Annotated in this window: 20 protein-coding genes and 1 pseudogene; 12 read left to right on the forward strand and 9 right to left on the reverse strand. The window is 39.6% G+C overall.

Annotation, left to right across the window (positions count from 1 at the left end):
* Positions 1-230 precede the first annotated feature (230 nt).
* From RTR43_RS06060 to RTR43_RS06090, 7 genes are all read left to right on the forward strand, one after another.
* Positions 231-2387 (forward strand): glycoside hydrolase family 3 N-terminal domain-containing protein, encoded by a 2157-nt coding sequence (locus tag RTR43_RS06060; protein WP_312470418.1) that lies wholly within the window; start codon positions 231-233, stop codon positions 2385-2387.
* Positions 2388-2400: 13 nt separating this feature from the next.
* The gene (locus RTR43_RS06065; protein ID WP_312470419.1) at positions 2401-5766 is read left to right on the forward strand and encodes a GH36-type glycosyl hydrolase domain-containing protein; all 3366 of its coding nucleotides are present in this window, start codon (positions 2401-2403) and stop codon (positions 5764-5766) included.
* 86 nt (positions 5767-5852) lie between these two features.
* Positions 5853-7100, forward strand: coding sequence for a sugar ABC transporter substrate-binding protein (locus RTR43_RS06070; RefSeq protein WP_312470420.1), 1248 nt, complete (start codon positions 5853-5855; stop codon positions 7098-7100).
* Positions 7101-7372: 272 nt separating this feature from the next.
* Complete coding sequence (locus RTR43_RS06075) at positions 7373-8266, forward strand: carbohydrate ABC transporter permease (protein WP_312470443.1); 894 nt, start codon at positions 7373-7375, stop codon at positions 8264-8266.
* A 15-nt stretch (positions 8267-8281) separates the two neighbouring features.
* Complete coding sequence (locus tag RTR43_RS06080; protein WP_312470421.1) at positions 8282-9112, forward strand: carbohydrate ABC transporter permease; 831 nt, start codon at positions 8282-8284, stop codon at positions 9110-9112.
* A 61-nt stretch (positions 9113-9173) separates the two neighbouring features.
* A complete protein-coding gene (locus tag RTR43_RS06085; protein WP_312470422.1) occupies positions 9174-10139 on the forward strand; it encodes a LacI family DNA-binding transcriptional regulator in 966 nt (321 codons plus the stop codon).
* Between the two features lie 31 nt (positions 10140-10170).
* Complete coding sequence (locus RTR43_RS06090) at positions 10171-10953, forward strand: alpha/beta hydrolase (RefSeq protein ID WP_312470423.1); 783 nt, start codon at positions 10171-10173, stop codon at positions 10951-10953.
* Between the two features lie 340 nt (positions 10954-11293).
* On the opposite strand, the gene RTR43_RS06095 is transcribed toward RTR43_RS06090, so the two are convergent.
* The 4 genes from RTR43_RS06095 to RTR43_RS06110 are packed head-to-tail and all read right to left on the reverse strand — an operon-like array spanning position 11294 to position 15203.
* A complete protein-coding gene (locus RTR43_RS06095) occupies positions 11294-12262 on the reverse strand; it encodes a sugar phosphate isomerase/epimerase family protein (protein ID WP_312470425.1) in 969 nt (322 codons plus the stop codon).
* Positions 12259-13305 (reverse strand): Gfo/Idh/MocA family protein, encoded by a 1047-nt coding sequence (locus RTR43_RS06100; protein WP_312470426.1) that lies wholly within the window; start codon positions 13303-13305, stop codon positions 12259-12261. The genes RTR43_RS06095 and RTR43_RS06100 overlap by 4 nt, the downstream gene beginning before the upstream one ends.
* Before the next feature lie 21 nt (positions 13306-13326).
* Positions 13327-14418, reverse strand: a complete 1092-nt coding sequence (locus RTR43_RS06105; RefSeq protein WP_396954539.1) for a Gfo/Idh/MocA family protein — start codon at positions 14416-14418, stop codon at positions 13327-13329.
* 14 nt (positions 14419-14432) lie between these two features.
* Positions 14433-15203, reverse strand: coding sequence for a sugar phosphate isomerase/epimerase family protein (locus RTR43_RS06110; RefSeq protein ID WP_312470428.1), 771 nt, complete (start codon positions 15201-15203; stop codon positions 14433-14435).
* A gap of 138 nt (positions 15204-15341) precedes the next feature.
* Between RTR43_RS06110 and RTR43_RS06115 the strand changes: the two genes are divergently transcribed.
* Complete coding sequence (locus RTR43_RS06115; RefSeq protein ID WP_312470429.1) at positions 15342-16139, forward strand: AraC family transcriptional regulator; 798 nt, start codon at positions 15342-15344, stop codon at positions 16137-16139.
* A gap of 330 nt (positions 16140-16469) precedes the next feature.
* Here the strand turns inward: RTR43_RS06115 and RTR43_RS06120 are convergent, their stop codons facing one another.
* Positions 16470-17384: a LysR family transcriptional regulator gene (locus tag RTR43_RS06120; RefSeq protein ID WP_312470430.1), complete on the reverse strand. Its 915-nt coding sequence runs from the start codon at positions 17382-17384 to the stop codon at positions 16470-16472.
* A gap of 125 nt (positions 17385-17509) precedes the next feature.
* Here RTR43_RS06120 and RTR43_RS06125 point away from each other — a divergent pair, with 125 nt between their 5' ends.
* Positions 17510-17824: a thioredoxin family protein gene (locus tag RTR43_RS06125; RefSeq protein WP_312470431.1), complete on the forward strand. Its 315-nt coding sequence runs from the start codon at positions 17510-17512 to the stop codon at positions 17822-17824.
* A 470-nt stretch (positions 17825-18294) separates the two neighbouring features.
* On the opposite strand, the gene RTR43_RS06130 is transcribed toward RTR43_RS06125, so the two are convergent.
* The 3 genes and pseudogenes from RTR43_RS06130 to RTR43_RS06140 form a co-directional block, all read right to left on the reverse strand.
* Entirely contained in the window at positions 18295-19491 is a 1197-nt protein-coding gene (locus tag RTR43_RS06130; protein ID WP_312470432.1) for an ABC transporter permease, read from the reverse strand.
* Positions 19475-20107, reverse strand: a complete 633-nt coding sequence (locus RTR43_RS06135; protein ID WP_312470433.1) for a biotin/lipoyl-containing protein — start codon at positions 20105-20107, stop codon at positions 19475-19477. Before RTR43_RS06135 ends, RTR43_RS06130 begins: the two co-directional genes overlap by 17 nt.
* Positions 20108-20194: 87 nt before the next feature.
* Positions 20195-20359, reverse strand: a pseudogene (locus RTR43_RS06140) (dihydrolipoyl dehydrogenase); the annotation flags it as partial.
* Between the two features lie 129 nt (positions 20360-20488).
* Between RTR43_RS06140 and RTR43_RS06145 the strand changes: the two are divergent.
* Entirely contained in the window at positions 20489-21055 is a 567-nt protein-coding gene (locus RTR43_RS06145) for a TetR/AcrR family transcriptional regulator (RefSeq protein WP_312470434.1), read from the forward strand.
* 419 nt (positions 21056-21474) lie between these two features.
* Here the strand turns inward: RTR43_RS06145 and RTR43_RS06150 are convergent, their stop codons facing one another.
* Entirely contained in the window at positions 21475-22437 is a 963-nt protein-coding gene (locus RTR43_RS06150; RefSeq protein ID WP_312470436.1) for a helix-turn-helix transcriptional regulator, read from the reverse strand.
* Positions 22438-22547: 110 nt separating this feature from the next.
* Between RTR43_RS06150 and RTR43_RS06155 the strand changes: the two genes are divergently transcribed.
* Both RTR43_RS06155 and RTR43_RS06160 read left to right on the forward strand, forming a co-directional pair.
* The gene (locus tag RTR43_RS06155) at positions 22548-23027 is read left to right on the forward strand and encodes a GyrI-like domain-containing protein (RefSeq protein WP_312470437.1); all 480 of its coding nucleotides are present in this window, start codon (positions 22548-22550) and stop codon (positions 23025-23027) included.
* Between the two features lie 22 nt (positions 23028-23049).
* Positions 23050-23517 carry a phage tail protein gene (locus RTR43_RS06160; protein ID WP_312470438.1) on the forward strand — a complete coding sequence of 156 codons (468 nt, stop codon included), beginning with the start codon at positions 23050-23052 and terminating at the stop codon, positions 23515-23517.
* Positions 23518-23657: the final 140 nt, after the last annotated feature.

Below are 23657 nucleotides of genomic sequence, written 5' to 3' on the forward strand. Positions count from 1 at the left end.
CAACCTCCAATACCAGATTGTATTACTGTATTAATTAATTAATACAGTATCAACAATGGAATATAATGTCAATATCTATTTTTCACAGTTGTAGTACAAAAAAATAATACTTTTTAGGAGGATGTTAACTTTGGAGAGTGCAAGCACGGAAGTTTTACTTGATTCAGGCAGTGAAAGTGTTTATAATTTTGGTGAAACGTTTCTATAAAAAATAATAGGAGTGCATCCATTTGAAACATGAACAGTTAATTGATTTAGTTGAACAACTGACGCTTCCCGAAAAAATTGGGCAATTGCAGCAATTGACGGGAGATTTTTTTATTGATCGAGAAACTGCCATCACTGGACCTATGAAGGAATACGGATTGGATGAGAATCTCTTGCATCAAGCTGGCTCCGTTCTTGGGTTATCTGGAGCGGCAGATTTAATAGAAGTACAGAAAAACTATATAGAAAAAAGTAGATTAGGTATTCCCCTATTGTTTATGGCAGACATTATCCATGGTTATCGAACGATTTTCCCAATTCCATTAGGGCTAGCTTGCAGTTGGAATCCGGAGTTGGTAGAAAAAACAGCACAAGTGGCAGCGAAGGAATCCGCTGTTTCTGGCCTGCATGTCACTTTCTCGCCAATGGTGGACTTAGTACGGGATCCAAGATGGGGACGAGTGATGGAGTCAACAGGAGAAGATCCTTATTTGAACCAACTCTATGGAAAGGCATTTGTGAACGGCTACCAAGGAAAGGATTTAACAAATGACCATGAACGTATAGCCGCTTGTGTGAAACATTTTGCTGGCTACGGTGCTCCTGAAGGTGGAAGAGAATATAATACAGTCGATATTTCTGAGTGGGAATTTCGCGACTTTTATCTACCGGCTTATGCAGAAGCCATTCAAGCTGGTTCTAAATTAGTCATGACAGCTTTTAATATTTTGGAAGGAATTCCTGCAACCGCCAATAAAAAATTAATGAGAGATATTCTCCGAAAAGAATTGAAATTTAATGGTGTGTTAATTTCTGACTGGGCTGCTATCAAGGAATTAATTCCACACGGAGTGGCAGCGGACGAAGCAGAAGCGGCAGAACTGGCTATCGAGGCCGGAGTTGATATTGAAATGATGACATTTTGTTATCACCACTTCTTACAAGAGTTAGTAGAGGAAGGGCTTATTGAGCAAGGTTTGATTGATGAAGCCGTCCTCCGAATTTTGGAATTAAAAAATGATTTAGGATTATTTGAAAACCCCTACCGCGGTGCAGATGAACAAAAAGAAGCTGAAGTTGTTTACAGTGAGGAGCACCAACAGATTGCCCTCAAAGCAGCTGAAGAATCCATTGTTCTATTAAAAAATAATGGATCCCTTCCTTTAAAAATAGAAGACAAAATTGCTGTCATTGGACCAGTTGCAAATAGCACTGATTTATTAGGTAATTGGTCTTGGAAGGGTGATCGTTCTGAAACACAGACCCTTACATCGGCACTCTCTATCTATTATCCTCATTTATTAGAGGCGCAAGGATGTGGAGTATTAGATGGATCATCCACCCAATTAGAAGAAGCGTTAGAAATTGCCAAAAATGCAGACAAAATTATTTTGGCTTTAGGCGAATCTGCCGATATGGTGGGAGAAGGAGCAAGCGTTACAAATCTACAGTTACCAGAATGTCAATTGAACTTGCTGAACGAAATCAGCAAATTAAATAAAACAATTGTGCTCGTATTAATTAATGGGCGCCCGTTAGACTTGAGCGATGTTAGTGAGAAGTGTGATGCTATCCTTGAAGCATGGTTCCCAGGTTCAAAAGGGGCGGAAGCAGTTGCGAATATATTGGTGGGCAACACTGTTCCACAGGGGAAACTTACCATGTCATTTCCACGAAATATCGGGCAAATTCCGGTATATTACAATGCCTTTAATACAGGACGTCCAACCGAGCTTCTAGGAACAGAGGGTCGATACATTTCTAAATACGTAGATGTTCCGAATACGCCGCTGTTTCCATTTGGATTTGGACTGAGTTATACAAGTTTTGATTATCAAGATTTGCAGCTTTCATCAAAAGAAATGAAAATGGAAAATGGTGAGATTACCGCTTCAGTCACGATTAGAAACACAGGGAATCATGATGGAGTCGAAACGATTCAATGGTATATTCGTGATCTAGTAGGAAAAGTCGTCCGTCCGGTAAAAGAATTAAAAGGATTTGAAAAGATTCATTTAAAGAAAAATGAATCAAAACAAATTACGTTTACCATCACAACAGATCAATTAACTTATATCCATAGTGATTTTAAGAAAACGATTGAGCCTGGTGAGTTTATTCTCATGGTTGGCGGGGATAGTGAAAATATTTTACAAGAAAGATTATCTTTAGTCTTGTAAGAAAGAAGGGTGAATGTTGGAACATAATCGTTTTATTACCTTGCAAAAAGGGAAATTACAATTCAATTTTTTACGAAATGGAACGCTATATGATGCGATGTATGACGAGAGCATTATGATCAATCAAATAAACGGGAACCCTGTTGATGGGTCTTTAAACAACCTTTATCTTCGCATATACCAAGAAGATGGAACCTATCAAGTGTATCCTTTGCTTGGAAACGAATCTCAAAGTAATTGGCAAAAGAGAGAAAATCAATTACTTTGGCATGGTTTAGTGGAAAATATTCACTATGAAGTGATTTTCTCTTTAAGTTCCCATAACATATGGTTTTGGGATATTCACTTAAAAGGAAATGGCGAAACCGTGGATGTGATCTACACACAAGATCTCGGTTTAGCTAACCAAAATGCGGTTCAATCCAATGAAGCGTATGTATCACAATATATTGACCACAAAGTCTTATTTGATGAAAATAAAGGATACGTTGTTTGTTCACGGCAAAATCAATCTCAAAATGATGGCGTTTTTCCCTATCTTCAACAAGGTGCTTTGACATATTCAGAGGGTTTCAGTACCGACGGATTCCAATTTTTCGGTAAATCCTACAAGACAACGAATCGTCCAAAAGCTTTTGATCAAGAAAACCTGGATAATGAAGTGTATCAATATGAGTTTGCTTTTACAGCATTGAAGTCGAAGCCTGTTACCTTATCGAACGATCAGCACTTCACCTTTTATGGGCTTTTTGTAGAAAATCAACCAGAGGCGATTCAACAATTGGAATACCAAGCTGTCCTCGACGAAGCAAGAATTGATATTCGGTTCCCTAATCAATGGGAACCAGTGAATCAGCTGAAATTTAACAAACAATTCCTAAGCAAAAATATAGTTGGACACTCTTTATCTAAGGAAGATTTACAGAGTTTGTTTCCTGAACGTAAACAGGAGGAGTGGCACGATCAACAACTGTTATCCTTTTTCACACCTTCACACGAACATGTTGTATTAAAAGAAAAAGAGAACCTTTCTGAACGGCCACATGGACATATTTTATTAAGCGGGAACCATCTTGATCCACACGAAGAGGTGTTAGCATCGACATCTTATATGTATGGAATATTTCAATCCCAAGTTGTGATTGGCAATACGTCGATGCATAAATTGTTTACCAACCCAAGGAATGCTTTGAATTGCTTGAAAACTTCAGGACAGCGTATCTATCTTGAAGTAGATGGCAACTATCAACTGCTAACCATGCCCTCTGCATATGAAATGGGTTTTAATTATGCGAAATGGTACTATAAAATGCCTGATGATCTATTAGTTGTTACGGTCTATACTGTATCGGACCGTCCTGAAGTCAGACTAGAAGTTCATTCTCAAAATCAAAAAGAATATCGCATGGTCGTTACACAGCAAGTGGTAATGAATGAAACAGAATATAAAGTGCCGGTTTCATTTGTACATGATCCTCAAAATGGTAGCATCACCTTTCATACACTAGAGGGGACATTGGCAAACGAGGTTTATCCACATTTGCATTATTTTCTGACCTATAATGGGGAAAATGTAAAAGTTTCAACGGATGAAATTTTCTTTGAAGGTCCGGAAACTGACCATCAAAGCTCTTTATTGTCATTAGCATTTGATCCGACATCTGATTTAGCACTGACCATCGGCGGGTCTTTATATGAAGGAAACGACCAACCGTCTAAACAAACTTTTGAAAATGCCAAAGCTGATTTTCAGCAGCATTACAAAACACTTATGAGAGGATTTGCTTTATCTCAAAATTCGAAGCAAACCCCTGAATTAGAACGAATGAACACCATCTTTTGGTGGTATACCCATGATATGCTGATCCACTTCCTTTCACCACACGGGTTAGAACAATATAGTGGGGCAGCATGGGGAACACGTGACGTATGCCAAGGTCCAACTGAATACTTTATGGCGATGCAGCATTATCCTGTCGTGAGAAAAATAATTGAAACTTTGTTCTCCCATCAATTTATTCAAGATGGCAACTGGTCGCAATGGTTTATGTTTGATCGCTACTCCAACATTATGGCCCATGAGAGTCATGGAGATATCATTGTTTGGCCGCTAAAAATGGTTTCCGAATATTTACTTGCGACGAATGACGTGACGATTTTATCCATGGAACTACCATATATGGATAAAGAAACAAAGGAATTGACACCATATAAAGAAACATTGTTGGAGCATTTAAAAAAGGAAGTATCCTACATCCAAGACCACTTTTTGCATGATACCTATTTATCCAGCTATGGGGATGGTGACTGGGATGATACGTTACAGCCAGCAAATGCCAAGCTAAAAAAACAAATGGCCAGCACCTGGACGGTTGCACTAACCTATCAAACCATCTACCAAAGCTATCAAGCATTAAAACAGTATGATAAAAATTGGGCAAATGATTTGAAAGTCTTAGCTGAAAATATCAAAAACGATTTTCGAAGATACTTTTTAAAGGATAGTACACTGCCAGGATTTATTTCGATGGAAAATCCTAGTGAGGTTTCCTATATGCTTCATCCCACTGACAACAAAACAAATATTCAGTATCGTTTATTGCCAATGATACAGAGTATTTCAAGTGACCTTTTAGAGAAAGATGAAGCAGAGCATCATCTTCAACTAATCCAACAGCATCTCCTTTTTCCAGATGGCGTTCGCTTGATGAATAAGCCAGCGGCCTATCATGGTGGCGTAAGCGAAGTTTTCAAACGTGCAGAGCAAGCAGCGAATTTTGGAAGAGAAATTGGACTCCAATATGTACATGCCCATATTCGCTATGTTGAAGCATTAGCAAAGTTTGGTAAGGAGAATGAGGCTTGGGAGGCCTTGCAACTTATTAACCCGATTCTTATTCAGGATTATGTTTCAAATGCAGGTATCAGGCAAAGTAATACGTATTTCAGTAGCTCAGATGGTGATTTTAAATCACGGTATGAGGCACAAGAACATTTTAAGGACTTAAAAACAAAAAATGTAAGTGTTAAAGGTGGTTGGAGAGTATATTCCAGTGGACCAGGGATTTATCTGCACCAATTCGTACGGAATATGTTAGGTTTTAGAGAAACCTCTTCCCATTTAGTATTTGATCCAGTATTGCCAGGAGAACTTTTACAATCTGGTTTAACGTTTCAATTTTCCTATCACAACTATCAAATTGCGGTAGACTTTCATAAGGCAAATTCAAGTGATAAGAGGAAAATTTTATTAAATGACCATGAATTGACCTTTGAAGACGAGAAAAACTATTACCGTCAGGGTGGTATTTCTCTTATAAAGGAAAAAATAGACCCATTATTTCAAAATCATACCAATAAATTTGAAATTTGGCTTTAGTAAAATATTTTTATTGAAAACGATTTCAGTTGGAAGTATAATAATCCATAGAAACGTTTCGATAAACAAATTGGAGGTTTTATTCAATGAAAAAGCAAGCTTTGTGGTTAGTCATTTTGACTTTGGTGCTTTCAACTTTTATCGCCGGCTGTTCATCAAAAAATACAGACAGCAGCAGTAGTAAATCTAAAGAAATAACATTTTGGTTTATGGGCGATGGTGACAAACAAATTAAACCGATCGTGGATAACTTTACAAAAGAAACCGGAATAAAGGTTAAAATTCAAAGTATTCCATGGGGTTCAGCACATGACAAATTATTAACCGCTGTTGCATCTAAATCGGGTCCAGATGTGGTCCAAATGGGAACAACGTATATGTCTGAATTTGTTGATGCAGGGATATTGATGGATCTTACAGATGATGTTAAAAAGAATGAGACGATAAAACCTGAAAACTTTTTCAGTGGATCAGTTAATACGACCAAATTCGATGATAAATTTTATGCTGTTCCTTGGTATACAGAAACACGTGCCTTATACTACCGTACCGATCTATTAAATCAAGTGGGATATGACCATGCACCAAAAACATGGGATGAATTATATGATGCATCTTTAAAGCTCTCTAAACGTGGAGAAGGCAAATACGGATTTAATGTAGATGGTGGTGAACCTACGTTTGGATTTATGTTTACGCGTCAAAATGGTGCCAAATTATTTGATGATAAGGGAAATCCGCAGTTTAATAAGAAACCTTTTGTAGATTCCTTGAAATACCTAGAAAAATTCATTAAAACTGGCGCTGCTCCTGACCACGACTTAAAGTTAGATATTAGCGTAGGCTTTGGTGGCGAGGGAATTGTGCCAATGTTTATCAGTGGACCATGGATGATTAATGCGATTAAAGACAATGCTCCAGACATTGAAGGCAAATGGGCAACAGCTGAACTACCTAAGGGACCTGATAACAATATATCTAATACTGGCGGTTCAAACTTAGCCATCTTTAACACAAGTAAGAATAAAGATAATTCACTTAAATTAATTGAATTCCTAGCCAAACCTGAGAATCAATTAGCATTCTTCAAATCTAGCAGTTCATTGCCAACAAGCCAAAAAGCGTGGGAAGATACAACTTTTACAAGTGATCCATTTATTTCGACTTTTGGAAAGCAATTGAAAAGCTCTGAGCCAATGCCTCTTATGAAAGAATGGGATCAAATTACACAAGCCTACTTGAAAGAGTGGGAACAAATTTATTCCGCAGGCAAAGATGTTCAAAAATCTATGGATGATTTAAACGCTCAAACCAAATCAATTTTAGGAAAATAAGAACGAACTTGCTTATGGATGTATGGGGTGACTTTTTGACTGGCAAGCAAGCCAAAAACATAGTCTCTCTTGGGGCGGACAGAAAGCTAAAGCTTTCTGTCCGCATTTGATGAACCGACAAGAAGGTTCATTCTTATTTAATAGGAATATATATCATTGAACTTTGATAACTGTCTAGCGAAAGCAGCCCAGCGGCTAGTGAACTTCGCTCTTCTCCCTCCGCTGCTAAACGGGCGCTTGCGCTTTTCTTATTTTTAATGAGAGGAAAAATGATGATGAAAAAACAAGGAATATTGGCACCATTTTTGTTTATTTTTCCTGCGCTTACTCTGCTACTATTATTTTCAATCATTCCTATTATTGTGGCTTTGATTATTAGCTTTACAGATTTAAGTCTCGCTGGTTTAGCTGATTGGTCACGTGTTCATTTTATTGGATGGAATAATTACAAAAGTGTTTTGACAGATACTGTTTTTGCAAAAGCAATAGGAAATACGTTGTTTTACGTAATCATAGGAGTTCCGTTAGTAGTGGCATTCTCATTAGCTATTGCTATTATGATTAACTTCGGTAGATCAGCCTTTTTTAAACTTATTCGTTTGGTTTTCTATACACCATCGATTACAAATACCGTCGCTATCGCCGTTGTTTGGTCTTATTTATATAATCCTAGCATTGGTTTATTTAATTTTATTTTAGCTAAATTCCATATGGGACCAGTTCCATGGCTACAAGATCCCACGATGGCTAAGATTTCATTGATTATTTTAGCAATATGGAAAGCAATCGGGATTAATATGATCATCTTTTTAGCTGCCCTACAAGGGATTCCTAAGGAATATTATGAAGCGGCCGAAATCGATGGAGCCAATCGTTGGAAACAAATTACGAAAATTACGATACCGCTTATGAGTTTTTCCATTTTCTTTGTTAGTGTGACAACACTGATTGGTTGGTTCCAATTTTTCGAAGAACCACTCGTTATGACAAAAGGCGGCCCACTTGATGGTACGACATCTGTTGCCTTGTTTATCTATCGAAACGGCTTCCAATATAGTAAGTTTGGGTATGCAGCTGCCGGATCATTTATCTTATTTATTAGCATTATTATTGTCACAGCTATTCAATTTAAAATACAAAATAGACATGAAAAACAAGGCATGTAGAAGGGGGCATACTAGATGGATTCAAATAAAAAATCACAAAAGCAAGCAAAAATAATTGTTGGAGTGATCTTAGGTGTTTGGGGATTTATTACCTTTATTCCATTTTTATGGATGATCGCCTCTTCTTTTAAAACAAATGCAGAAATTTCACAAATAGTCCCAAGCCTTTTTCCTAAACATCCAACACTTGATAATTTTAAAGAACTATTTTTTAAATTAAATTTTAATGTTTATTTAAAAAATACATTGTTGATTACAGCTTTTTCTTTTGTAGGATTGTTTTTAAATGCCATGGCAGGGTATGGTTTTGCCAAATATAAGTTCAAAGGCAAAGAGAAAATATTTCTCCTCGTATTAGCCACGATGATGATTCCTGGGCAAGTGACGATGATTCCCGTTTATTTATTATTAAACATGGTTGGTTTGACGAATACGCTAACCGGAATTGTTCTACCAGGATTAGTCGGTGCGTTTGGGATCTTTTTATTCCGCCAATTTATGTCGACGATTTCAAATGAGATTATTGAAGCAGCCCGGTTAGACGGGGCTAGCGAATGGTATATTTTTACAAGAATTATTTTGCCCATTTCACGACCTGTCCTAGCCGTGCAAGGTATATTAACGTTTATTGGAGGCTGGAATTCATTTATTTGGCCATTAATTATCGCGAATGATGAGAAATTTTATACGCTTTCCGTTGGATTGCAATTGCTCCAAGGACAGCACGGAACAAATTACGCATTGCAAATGTCCGGCGCAACCTTTATGGTCGTTCCAATTATTATCATCTTTTTATGTTTGCAAAAATATATTTTGGATGGATTTAATGTATCCGGTTTGAAATAATAGATTCAAATGAGAAACGTTTTTTTGTAAAATAGTGGGTATAAGAGAAAGGGTGAAAAGCATGGTTGGAATACGGGATATTGCTCAACAAGCCGGGGTCTCTATATCTACTGTGTCATATGCTTTAAATGGAAGTTCGAAAATCACGGAAGAAACAAGACAACGCATTTTGAAAATAGCCGATGAACTAAACTATATTCCCAATATGGCTGGACGCGCTTTAAAAAGGAAGCAAACCAATATTATTGGGATTTATTTTACAGACTATGGTGGGTATTTTTATGGGCAAATCCTTGAAGGGGTTGGCTCTACTCTAAAAAAGCATGGCTATGAACTCATTGTATGTACCGGGAAAAAATCGCATTTATTTTTACCAGAAAAATTAATTGATGGAGCGATTATTTTAGATTCTTCCTACAAAAGCGAAGAGATTACTCATTATGCCGATAGAGGGCATCATATTGTGGTTATGGACCGGGAATTAGATCATAAAAATGTCAGCCAAGTATTATTGGATAATATAGGTGGCGCTACACTGGCAATTGATTACCTTATTCAAAAAGAATTGGCAAAGATATATGTGGTCTCCGGGCCAGACATTGCTTATGACAGTCGAATACGTTTAAAAACAGCATTGGAAGAATTAGAACGTTATGATAATTGCGAGGCAGTGGTTTTAACAGGAGATTTTACAAAAGAAAGTGGACGGCAGGCGGCGAAAACCATTATCCAAGAATGGAATGAAGAACCTGTTGGAGTTTTTGCCTTGAACGATGAGATGGCGATTGGGATATATGATATTTTAAAAGACAGCCCGTTACAAATAGGAAAAGACATAAAACTTATTGGTTTTGATAATGATGAAATCGGTAGCTACATCACCCCGGGGTTATCAACATTTGAATACTCCAAATATAAATGGGGTGCCGTTGCTGCTGAAAAAATCATTCAATTATTAGACGGCAAAAATGTAAAAAATGATTTAATCTACACCACTTTACTTAGACGCGGATCTACTGAAAAGTAAGTTCTAATAATTTTTTTAAGGGATGATTAGCATGGCCTTCATTCAATGTCAGTTTTATTCAGAGGTATTAAATTTAAGCACATCCATGACAGTCATTCTGCCCCAGCAAACGACCACACAAATTGGAATGAAGAATAAAATAATGAGTGAACGGCACCAGACATTATATCTACTTCATGGATTCAGTGACGATGATACCATTTGGACAAGAAGGACCTCTATTGAGAGATATGTGGCCCCTCTTGGCTTGGCCGTGGTCATGCCTCAATTCCATCATAGTTTTTACACCGATATGAAGTATGGGAACAAGTATTGGACATTCCTAACAGAGGAGCTCCCTTCTATTGCCCAGTCATTTTTTCCATTATCAGATGCCAGAGAGGATAATTTTGTTGCTGGACTTTCCATGGGGGGCTATGGGGCATTAAAATGGGCTTTGAATCGGCCTGATCAAATTAGTGCCGCTGCCAGTTTATCCGGTGTAACAGATATTGTTAGCCATGTAAAACATTCCGATTTAGGACCTATATTTTCTTTAGTCTTTGGAGATGAGGATATTTCAGGTACAGAAAATGATTTACTCTCACTCATTAAAGAAACACATAGGAACGAACAAAAACCAAAATTATATCAATGCTGCGGTACAGAAGACTTTTTATATGAAGATAATCTTCACTTCAAACAGTTATGTGAGAAAACAAATTACGATGTAACATCAGATTTTGGACCAGGAGACCATGAATGGGGCTATTGGGATAAAAAAATTCAGGATGTACTAGCATGGCTTCCTCTAAAAGCCAATCAACGAACCTAACCATAAAACAGCCACATCTTCATGGAGAATAAGGACCAATGATACGTCCTTATGCCAGTTTGCACCCGGCATTCACTTTGAATGGTGGGGGTAATTCTATCAGTGGACAATAAACGTCCTCTGTCGGGAAGAATGGATAGGCATTGACAAATTAGCTTTTCATGGCTTATATTTTTTTATTAAAAGTGAAAACTCCTTTGTAGAAGACTTGTTTAGGGAACAAAACAAGTCTTCTAGAATAGGAGTTTTTTTCATTTCGTAAAGTGATTGGATTACCGATTTTAACTTTATCTGGGTGAGGGACAGACCCCAAAATCACAAAATTACATTTAAAAACTCTCTATACCCACCACATATTACCCGCCGTATCGCGGATCAGGACGTCGTTTAAGTTTTTCACAGCACGTGCAAAGCCTTCGTCGATTGACATGAGCGGATCTTCATGTTCTATGCTGACAACGTAGTCATAGTTATACATCCGAAGAGCGCTCATCATATCAGACCATTCCTGTAGGCTATGTCCGCAGCCAACACTTCGGAACGTCCATGACCGTGACAGCACATTCCCGTATGGCTGCATATCTGTTAAGCCATACATATTAACATTGTCTTGGTCGATATACGTATCTTTTGCGTGAAAATGGTGAATGGCACCCGCTTTACCGAGGATTTTTATGGCCGCAACCGGATCAATTCCCTGCCACCACAAATGACTTGGATCTAGGTTTGCACCGATTGTCTCACAGGTTGCCGCGCGGAGTTTCAGCATCGTATAGGGTGTATGAACAAGAAAACCGCCGTGTAGTTCAAGCCCGATTTTGACATTGTGCTCCTTAGCAAGTTCTCCGATTCCCTTCCAGTATGGAATCAATTTGTTTTCCCATTGCCACGTAAGCACATCGCCAAATTCAGCTGGCCACGGAACGACCGGCCAATTCGGTTGCTTAGCTTCCTCGCTGTCACCTGCGGTCCCGGAAAATGCATTTACAACAGGCACACCAAGAAGCCCAGCTAGTTTAATTGTTTTACGCAAAACGGAATCGGATTCCTCCGCAAACTTTTTGTCTGGCGTAAGTGGGTTTCCGTGGCAGCTGAATGCACTGATGGTCAAACCACGTGATGTGACCGCTTCTAAATAGGCCTTTCGTTTTTGCTCGTCTTCTAAGAGCTCATCCAGTGGGCAATGAGCGTTACCTGGATAGCAGCCGGTGCCAATTTCCACTGCATCCAACCCTGATGCTTTTACATGATCGAGCATTTCTTCAAATGATTTATTTGCAAATAAAACAGAAAAGACGCCTAATTTCATTTTGATAACACTTCCTTCTTTAAGGAAACAATTCGTTTCGTTTCCTGGGATTCGAGCGCAGCTAGAATAATTTCTAGCGATTTCATTCCTTCTTCACCAGTAATGAGTGGTTCCTTATTTAGGGCAATACTTTCAACAAAGTGGTTAATGACATGGGAGGTTGACTGACCGCCCTCTTCATTTGTTTGGATCTTATCAAGCTTATGATAGACGACGCTTCCGTCACGATATTCTTCAATCAGTGAGTACTCTGGGTCTGCTTCTAAACGAAGCGTCCCTTTTTCGCCGTAAATTATCGTAGAATTATCTCCACCACCTGATACATAGGCCCAGCTTGCGGTAAGGGTTCCGATTACACCGTGTGCTGTACGCAAAATACAAACTGCATTGTCATCGACTTCTGTATTTTGCTTCGCATTCGTTTCAATGAATGCCCCTACTTCTGTAAACTCTCCAAGCAAATAACGCATTAAGTCAGCCTTATGAACACCAAGGTCACCCATTGCACCAATAAATGCCTTTTCCTTATTAAAAAACCAACTTCCAGCCCCGTCTACGCTCCAACCTTCAGGACCTGGATGGCCGAAAGTTGTTTTGAAGCTGTAAATTTTCCCGAGCTTGCCGAGATCAAGAATTTCCTTTGCTTTTTGATGTGAAGAAACGAAACGCTGGTTATGGGCGATCATTAGCTTTTTATCGTTTGCTTTCGCTGCTTGAATCATTGCTTCTGCCTCTTCTTTTGAAGTAGCCATTGGCTTTTCACAAAGGACGTGTTTACCCGCATTCAGTGCAGCAATCGATACTGGTGCATGTAAGTAGTTTGGCAAACACACGCTAATCGCATCAATACCCTCAAGTTTGATCACTTCTTTATAATCCGTAAACGCCTTTGCACCATATTGGGCAGCCATTTCCTCTGCGCGCTCTGCCACAATATCACATACTGCTACCAGTTCTACTTGATTATTCAAATGGTATTCAGGTAAATGTCGATATTTCGCAATACTTCCACACCCAATAACCGCTACTTTTAATTTACTCATTGTTATTTTCCTCCTATTTGTTTACTTGAAAGGCTCCATTTTTTTACTCAATAATGCTGGCCGCACACATGTAGTTTCCATTGTGTAATGACTCCCTATCTCCGATGATCGGTGAATACCATGCATGATCTCGAGCACATGTAAGCCAAGCGCACTATTGGCACGTGGAGTAATACCTGTTTCAATCGCATGTGACATATCTGCAAGTCCGATTCCACGCAAATTATCGTGGGTGTCTCCGTCTGGCTTCATTTCTTTCCACTCTTTTTCACCGTGCAATTTAAGTAAAATTGGCTGGTTAAATTGATTCGGATCAGGCAAACCAATGGTTCCCTTTTCTCCGTATATTTCAATGAATGGAGTACGGGCTGCTGCTACATCAAAACTTGTTGTAATGGTTGCCGTTGCACCGTTTGTGAATTCCAGAATACCAGATACATGTGTCGGTACTTGAACGTTTATTTTTTCTCCGTATTTCTCAGGGCTCGTTATGATGCGCTCAGGGAATGTTATTCGCGCTGAGCCAGTGAGCCGACTGACTGGGCCCATTAAGCTGACTAGTGCGGTAAGATAATATGGACCCATGTCGAACATTGGGCCGCCGCCAAGATAATAAAAAAACTCGGGATTTGGGTGCCAGGACTCAGGACCACATGACATCATAAATGCCGTCGCACCGATTGTCCTGCCAATAATCCCCTCTTCAATTACTTGACCAGCAAGCTGAATACTTCCACCTAAAAAGGTATCTGGTGCGGAACCGACCAGGACATTGTTTAGACGTGCTGTATCCACAACCAGCTTTCCATCTTCAAACGAAATAGCGAGTGGTTTTTCTGAATACACATGCTTTTTATGCTCGATGGCCTTCAAATCTAATGCTGAGTGTGCCTGAGGAATCGTTAAATTCAGAATGAGATCAATATGTGGTGAAACCATCATTTCCTCTACAGTGAATACGTGCTTAATTCCGTATTTTGAAGCAGTTTCCTCTGCTTTTGAATGATCCAAATCCGCACAAGCGATAATATCAAATTCCGAAAAACGATGACTATTTTCAATATAAATGCTGCTAATATTTCCACAGCCAACAAGCCCCACTTTTAAGCCCAAGGTCATTACCCCTTTTATTTATTCGCTAGATACGGCAGTTTTGATTTCAAGTAGTTCATGCTAATCTCAATACTTTCAAACGGAGTACGTCGGCTGAAATCCTGCTCAACCACCCACCATTGAACCCCAGCTCCTTCTCCTGCATCTAGTACCGCTTCAATATCAACACCACCTGTACCAAGCTCGGCAAAAAACTGTTCCGCGTCACGCGTCATATCCTTCAAATGGACAAGCGGTGTTCTATTTTTATAACGATTCATCCACTCTCCTGGATTCTCACCTACTTTTGTCAGCCAGTACACATCGAGCTCTGTCTTTACATAATCTGAATTTGTATCGTCAAAAATGGTTTCAAGGGCCATTCTGCCATCCGAAAGGAGATCCAGTTCAAAATCATGGTTGTGGTATAGAAGTGTAAGCCCTTCAAGGTGGCACTGCTCACCTGCTTGGTTTAAGACGGAAATAAGCGCATAATAATCCTTTTCACTTCGACAATCTGGCATTAAATAGGGACAGACAACATAATTGCTTCCTAATATTTTTTGATCTTCAATGACTTGTGCTAAATTACTTTCTATTTCTTCAAGAGGCACATGGCTGGAAACTGCTTTTAGTCCAAGGTCATCCAATAACGTTTTTAACTCTATTGGAGTCAAACCTCCATAACCGGCAAATTCAACACCAGCATATCCAAGCTCTGCCACCTTTTTTAACGTACCGGCAAAATCTTTTTCGCTTTCCTCACGCAATGTGTACATTTGTACAGCTACTGGAATTTTCTTCATCTTTAACCCTCATTTCTTCTACTATTTTTAACATTACTTATTTGACACAATCTTATATTACATATCAGTAAATAAACATAGATGATATAATTAATATATCTACTATTTTGCTATTTTGTATTTTTCTAAGGAGAGCATATGACGACAAACATTGGCTATTGCGGATATTCCTACCATACACAACCCTTCTATTCCCACGATCGAAATGGGTTTCCCGCGTACCTTTTCCGCCTACAAACAGAGGGAACTTGCGAAGTGATTGTTAAGGGAAGAAAGGTTTCTATCGGGAAAGGTGACCTTTTGCTCATTAAACCAGGGGATCATTATGAACTGTTAATTGAAGGGAAGCGGGATAATTCCAAGGATACAATGGTTGTGAGCGGGGACTACCATCTAGCTTGCGAAGGCCCTTGGGTGGACGAATGGTGGAAACGTTCTGACAAGCCAACGATCTCCCGGATTGATCTTGACGAAAAGCTATTAGCATTATGGCGCCACCTCATTATCGAAGAACGACGTCCATCATCCGAGGAAAACAAAGAGCTTTCCGACTATTTACTACGAGCACTTTGTTTATCTCTAGAGCGGTCAGTTAATGAAACTGCTCCCTCCTTCAATCGACCTTATACCGTGACACGGATGATGCGCTACATTGAAGAACATGCGACTACAGCATTGAAAGTGGAGGAGGTGGCGCAGCATGCTGATCTTAGTATCTCCCGTGCCGTTCATTTGTTCAAAAGCAGCGTCGGAAAAACGATAATTGAATACGCGTTAGAAATCCGTTTGACCGCTGCAATCGAGCGAATGAAGTACACCACAATGACGCTTGAACAGATTGCTGAAGACTGCGGCTTCGGTAGCTATACATATTTTCACAGGGTATTTCATAAGAAGTACGGCTTAGCCCCGGGGGCATACAGACGGATGGGATAAAGTGAAGGGATGGATGACGAACCTGTCTGAATACCGGTCGTATTCGGACAGGTCGAAGGCCAAAAAGTGAAATCCTGTCTGAATCCCGGTGCTATTCGGACAGGTCGAGGACCCAAAAGTGAAATCCTGTCTGAATCCCGGTCCTATTCGGACAGGTCGAGGGCCAAAAAGTGAAATCCTGTCTGAACCCCAGTCTTATTCGGACAGGACAAGGACCCAAAAACGAAAACCTGTTTGAATCCCGGTCCTATTTGGACAGTTCTTTTGCTTCCTCCTTTTTCCTCCAGTTTCAGCCTAACTAAAAAAGTGCAGGAAAACCGTCTACTTTATTTACCTTTTTTTTACAATAACGGAATGATAGCTGTTAAATAATTTTAATGATAAATTCTTTGTAAATTCTTGTGTCACATGAATAAAGGCAGTTAGGACGGGACTAATGTAATCCGTTGAACGTATCTCAAGCCCTAAATTTTGGTACACTTGAGGACTTAAATATGAAGCAGTGACTTTGGGCAATGTTGTGGGAATTGCCATCTCCGGAAGTATCGTATTTCCAACCCCTTCTTGAACCATAGCTATGATGGTGGCAATGTCACTTACTTCAAATTGAATGTTAGGAGATATTCCATGTTCCTTAAAGATTGAATGAAGCACACGATGACATTCTTTTGGCATAATGAAAGGTTCATTAGCGATTTCCTTTAAATGGATGAATGCTTGATTACTCAATGGGTGTTTTTCTGGTACAAAAACGATCATTTTATCCTGTAGCAAGGGGATAAATTCAAATTCATGACTTTCCTCAGTGACCACACCAACATCAATAACTGACAATTTAATCCAGTTATTTACCTCTTCATAATTTCCTTCATAGAGAATGACTTCTACACCAGGAAATTGTTTCTTAAACGAACTGATTATTCCTGGCAATAATTTAGCTGATATGCTTGATATACTTCCGATTCTTATCGTCCCAGTTTCAAGTCCCGTGATTCCAGCTGCTTCATTTATTATCTTTGTTTTAATTATTAGTAAATCTCTAATCAGACCCGTTATGCGTTCTCCAATTTTTGTTAAGCTAACACCCTTCCTATGTCGGTTTATTAATTTGATATTTAACTCTGATTCCAAAGCTGCTACAGCTTGACTGACTGCAGATTGTGAGAGACCGATTTGCTCTCCAGCTTTTGTAAAACTTTCCGTTTCAACTACCTTTAAGAAAACTTCTAATTGAAATAGAGTCATTGGAAACCTCTTTCATATGCATTAGTTTTTACTTATATAAATTATTAAAAGTATTAATTTTACTTATATCATAACTCATCATATACTACAATCAACGACAAACAGAAGAAAGGTGAGGAAGTTTGATGAGTATTTTACACGCACAAGGGCAAGAAATTCTTAATGAAATCCAAACAAGTAATTTAGTGCTTATAGATTGTTGGGCACCATGGTGTCCTCCTTGTAGGATGATAGGTGCCGTTTTGGAGGAAATTCATCAAGAATTTGGAATAAAAATTGTAAAAGTGAATGCCGATGATAATGAAGATTTTATAAGTAAGTTTCAGGTACTCGGAATACCTACATTATTGCTTTTTCAAGATGGTCAACTTGTGAAGAGGATAACTGGTTTTCAACCTAAAGCATTGCTGATTGAATCCTTAAAAGAGTGGATGGATTGAATAAAAAGAGCATTTTCTATAATTCTCCTAAATAAATACCTTATGTATTGAAGGACCCAAAAATATATCAATAGGATAACTGCTAACAAAATTACTCAAAAGGAATTTCTTGAAATAGGTGAAGTCAATAATCTAGAAGCTGCTGAGAAATTAGTAGACAGAGAAAATAATGATTAGACTAAAATGATCAAATTACCGAAAATCCTCCAAAGTTAATAATAAGTTATTTGATTTTCTAAGCTTTAAAGAACAAACACCAGCTGAAGTAAATAGATTAATTAACTGGGTTGAAGACAATGAACGATACTAATTCTGTGCCAAGGCTTTGCTCCTTTAAACCTATAAGCAGGAACTTCCAGCTAGTTCCTGCTTTTTTTTAAACCTACGTGTAACACTCCACATGTGTTGGGTTCGGAGATAAAAACCAGCACCAAAAAAAAACGACAGATATGTCGTTTTTTTGTATCCTATCAGCAAGTCGTTGGCTCTTCCGTTTTAATTGCTGACGGATAAAACGCCGGAATCTGCCGCTGCTCCACAGGAGAATTCGTTTTGCGCGCTTCACGAAGCATCAACAATCCGATTAACAAGGACGCAACGCCAATAATGACTAACAGTGCTCCGATCTCCAGACTGTAGGCTGTCAGTGATCCATGACGAAATGCCATTCCACGGATTAAACGGTTAAGCCAGTTCATTGGCAACGCCCATGCGGTAACCTGAAAAAACATTGGAAACGCAAGCGGGGTCAACTGAATCCCCGTGGCCAGAAATGACGGATACAAGACAAGACTTGTTCGTGAACCCACTTTGGACGTATCTTTGGCCGTATAACCAATCAATATCCCCATAAGAGACAAGGCAAAAGAATAAACCAGCAATGGGATAATAAAAAGATAAGTCTCCGCTTCAAACCGCATATTTCCTACTTGCTTTAAAAGTCCATAACTTAGGATTAAAGAGAATGTACTCAGAACAGAATAAGGTACACTGCGAACCCAAAGCTGGACAGGCGATACGCCATTTGCAAGCAGCTTCCTTTCTTTGCGAAGACGAGGGGCAATCGATCCGGCTGCGCTAGTTGTCATCATTAGCACGATGATATTCACAAATCCAAGAACCATAAAGTCGACATAACTTGTCGTCGGATTAAACAGCATTCGCTGTTGGAGAGATAACGGAGATATATGCCCTTTGGCAGTTTCCGCATCCATCCCGCTTTGCCCCAGACGTGTCATGGAAAGAGTCATATTTTCCGTTGTGAGGATCTCTTGAATCGCGGTTCGGATACCCATTAGCCCTGAGGGCATCGTGTTATCCATTAGAATCCCGATATTCGAAGACTTCCCTTGCAGCTTACGCAACTCCAGTTGATTAGGAAGCATAATGACCGCTACAGCCTGCTCGTTTGCAAGCAAGGTTTCGGGGTCCATGCGGTTGGCGATTACATTCGTGACTTTCATATATTGGGACGCGTTCATTTTCGAAATCAGTTGTCGCGAATAAGCACTGTGGTCCTCGTCAATAACAATAACCGGTGATTTGCTGATTTGGTTTTTCGAAAACATCAACCCAAAAAACAAAGCCGCAATCAGCGGACCGATAAAAATCGTAAGAAGGAACTTGCTGCCCGCTACGTACTTCCACTCCTCAATCAGCGATTTCATCGAGGTCCACCTCCGCAGTCATCCCTGGAAGAAGATCGGAGTTTGAATTTACGGATATTCTGACAAGAAACATGCTTAAATCAGCTTGCCCTCTCTCGCGCGTCATGCGTAAGCTGGCAAATTGAGGAGCGGCCGAGATCGAAGCGACAACGCCATCGACCTGGGCAGAACGCTTCAGATATGGAAAACGAACTTGGACGCTTTTATTGACCTCAAGCTTCTGAATTTCCCCTTCTTGCACATAGAGGTCTGCATAATAGGTGGTCTTTTGCACGACTGCAACCGGCATACCTTGCGCAAGCTGATCTCCCGGCTTTACAATGATTCTGCTAATCAATCCATCATCCGGCGAAAGCACGTCGACTTCGGCTCCTTGGGCTGATTTCACCTTAAATAGAATGTCTCCCTGTTTGATGGAATCGCCTGCAACTGCGTTGATTTTAATGATTGTCCCTGGACTTTTATCATACACGATCATCTTTTGCTCCGCCTCAAGCACGCCTTGTTTTCTGCTCTCCGCCTGACTAATTGCATCATTGCCTTTAGCAGCAAGAAGCGCACCTCCTGCAATAACCGCAACGGCAATTCCAATATACAAACCTACTTTAAGTTTCATAGTTCGATCTCTCCCTCTCCCTGAATGCTTCTAAACGTGCAGCTCTTTATATCTATTCATTTTGATTTTTCGAACGGCGTTCTCGGCTGACGTCTTCATCCCAAGCTGCGCGGATCGCTGCGCCGCCACATACCCTCCTGTACCTGATCCAATAACCAATGTGTCAACCGTTTCAAGCTGACTCACCCCCTGACACCTCCTAATAAAATGCCAAATTAAAATATGATGACCGTAATATATTATAATCATCATATTTTAACCTAGTCAATAGCTTAGTTTATTCTTTCTCTATTGCTTACGACGCCATAAGAAAAATTGACAGGCTTTATTATGATAACTATAATATTTTAAAATAGATTTATAAGTATCGGAGTGATTGCGATGCCTTATCCTGAAGGCCATAAGTTAAAAGTTAGAAGAAAGATCATCGAAAGTGCCGCTCAAGCTTTTCGTACGAATGGGATTCGTGACATAAGTGTCCCTTTCATTATGAAAGGAGCCGGACTGACTCATGGAGGGTTCTACTCGCACTTTGACAACAAAGAACAACTAGTCGCCGAAGCCTGCCGGTATGCCATCAGCGATACGATTGCGCTTCTGCAGAAAGCCGCTGACCAGGAGAAGCAAGGACCCAAAATCAATGCCATCATTGATTACTATTTAAGCCGGCATCACCGTGACAGAACAGAGATGGGCTGCATCCTTCCTGCCCTTTCCAGTGAAATTTCCCGATCCTCAGATGAGGTTCGGCAGGTGTTCACCCACGAGCTGGAACGAATGATTGACTTTATTTCCAACACGGCAAAAGTAGACACAGCCACAGGTAGCGTACTGCTTAGTACGATGGTCGGAGCGCTAGTGCTGGCACGATCCGTTAATGATTGTAAACTCAGCGACAGCCTTCTCACGGCAGGCAAGCAGCATGCCAAAGGGCTAATTAAGACCTAATGTTACAACCCAGCTTTGAGGCGCATAATCTAAAAAGCGGCATCTCTGCCGCTTGTGTTAGGTACTTGGTGGACGATTGCGGGATCAATTAATTTATCTGTGAAACACCTCTTACATCCTTTTGTGTAGGGGTATGCAGAGCAAATTATTAACATGATTGCACTCTTTCAATCTCACCACTAACTCCATTCTCCGTTTTACCACTATTTGTGATACGGTTCACCGTAACGCATCTAAATGTGGTTTAACCTTTTTTACTAAAATGAATTTACTAGAAATTCAATCAAGAACAATACTGATAAAAATGCTATTACCCTTTAAAATTTTTTCTAACATTCAGAAACCTTCATCTTCTGGGTATGCGAAAATAAGGGGTAACTGGCCAAGCTCAAAATTATTTGGGTTTTAACTGGCACTGCTTATGGGCAGAATAAGCATAATCTCTCTTGTAAACCTTCTAAGACTTCTTCTGGCACTTCCCTGACCTTGATATCCCCACCTAGGAAAAGGAGCCAATTTGTTATTTCGGTCAATTCTTCGGGATTATTAACATTGATAAAAGTCTTTAGAATGGCTGTGGTTTGGTAAGGATTCGTATAGGAAATTGAAACTTTTAAAGTATGGTATTTTTTGAACTGGGCAATCGCCTTTGGACCAAGTTCAAGGACAAGGTTAATTACTTCATCCTGCTTACTTAGTTTTTCTAAAATCTTTTTCTTACTTAATCTTTTTTCCGTAGGGAATGGGTCGACATTGGTGAGATTGTCGACAGGGAAAATCCTCCTCTTTTCATCCTCTAAGACAAAGCCTTCAATCAGCCAAAAGCCTTTTTCATGATAAAGGTGCAAGAGATAAATTGGATAAGACCTTATTACCTTCTCTTCTTTGATGGTAATCAATAAATAGCTATCCAAAAGAAGGATTTGGATGAGTTTTTCTAACATAGGATGGGGGAGGTCTGAAAGATCAAGCAAGTCGGGATTATAAGGGTTGGTCCCTTCAAAAAGCAAGATTTGATTTAAAAGAACAAGGTCATCTTGCTGGTTTTTTGAGATGAGGCCTAGTAATTTTTCAGCTAAAGACTGACGACTCTTTAGATAAGGGAGTTGTTGATTTCTTGTGGCCATAAAGGCAATAAAAAGAGCTTTAATTTCATTATCGGTAAAGCGGACAGTGGGCAGGACAGAGTTGTTCATGACAAAATAACCCCCATCCCTTCCAACTTCAGCGACAAGTGGCATCCCCATGGCTTCAATTTCTCTGATATCTCTAATAGCTGTCGAACGAGAGATGTTGAATTCTCGCATGATTTCAGAAATTGTAAAGTGGGCGCGGTTGTTAATATACCGCATGATGATATTAATCCGTTCAACTTTTTTCATCGGGACCTCCTAAACAGTATCATTTTTTGACATGATTTAAGGCTATTATAAACTCATCAAGTGAAAAGACAAATCATTTGATTAATTTTAAAAAAAGGAAGGTTTTGAATATGGCAGATTATATCCTAGATGAAAAAGACAGCTTTACCGTTTTAGGTATTGGAACTGAGCTTAAGAGCGATTACACAGACTTTGCTGGCATAACCAAGGAAAAGGCAGACTTTTGGGGGGCCGTCAAACAAGATGGAAGGCTTGACACTTTAAAAACCATCGCAACCAATGACTACATTTTTGCCGTGAACGAAGCGGTGAATAACAAGATGATGCATTATGCTGGCGTTATGACAGAGGTATCGGTACCAGAAGCAACCAGAGTCATCCAATTTCCGAAGGGGGATTACCTAGTTGTTAAAGGGGAAGGGAAGACGGCTGATGAATTGAATAATAAGCTTACTGGCATTGCCTTTGGTCAAGTCTTGCCAGAAGCAAAGAATTTTGCCTATGTTGGTGGGCCGAATGCAACGGTTGAGATGGGGCAGCGAAACGGCTTAGTTTTTGGTGAAATGTGGATTCCTGTTGTTAGGAAATAAAGAGATAAAAGGAGAGATAGAAATGTCCTATATCGTTGATTTTAAAAATGTGTCTACGGTTGGTTTAGAGTCTTCACCTGTAGTAGAAGCGCTTGCTGGTTTACGTGCTAATGAAGCCCGTTATTTTATGAACAAATACAAGCATGAATTTACGGTTGTACCAGCTAGCGAGTCCTGCGAGACCCTTGATTATGTGAACCGAATTTTGAAAGAAGAACGTGATATTGAGTTTGCGGCCAAACCTTTAGAAACGTCGCGTTTTCAAGTGGAAAATATCAAATTTGCCTACGTCTTTTATGAGGATGGTCTTGCGGTCAACGTCATGTATACGGTTGATGACCCTAAGCCGAAGCGGGCCGTTGGTTTTAAGCTTTCTGAGGGGATGGAGGTACCAAAGGAGTTAGAAGAGAAGTTTAAGTTTGCTAGGCAGAAGTCTAAACTAGCTGGAACAATTCGGGGCACGTTTTTTGTAATTAAAGGAGAATATTAAAGTAAGCAAAAACGCAAGTGGAGGAATTCAGCCATTTTTTGTATTTGCTCAATCAGGATTTTCTTCATTTGGATAAGAAAAGCGGAAGCGCCCTGGTCAGCGGCGTATGGCCTGGAGCACTCCAACTGAGATAAAGGAAA

This window comes from Neobacillus sp. (assembly GCF_031988165.1).
Classification (GTDB): Bacteria; Bacillota; Bacilli; order Bacillales; family Cytobacillaceae; genus Neobacillus; species Neobacillus rhizosphaerae.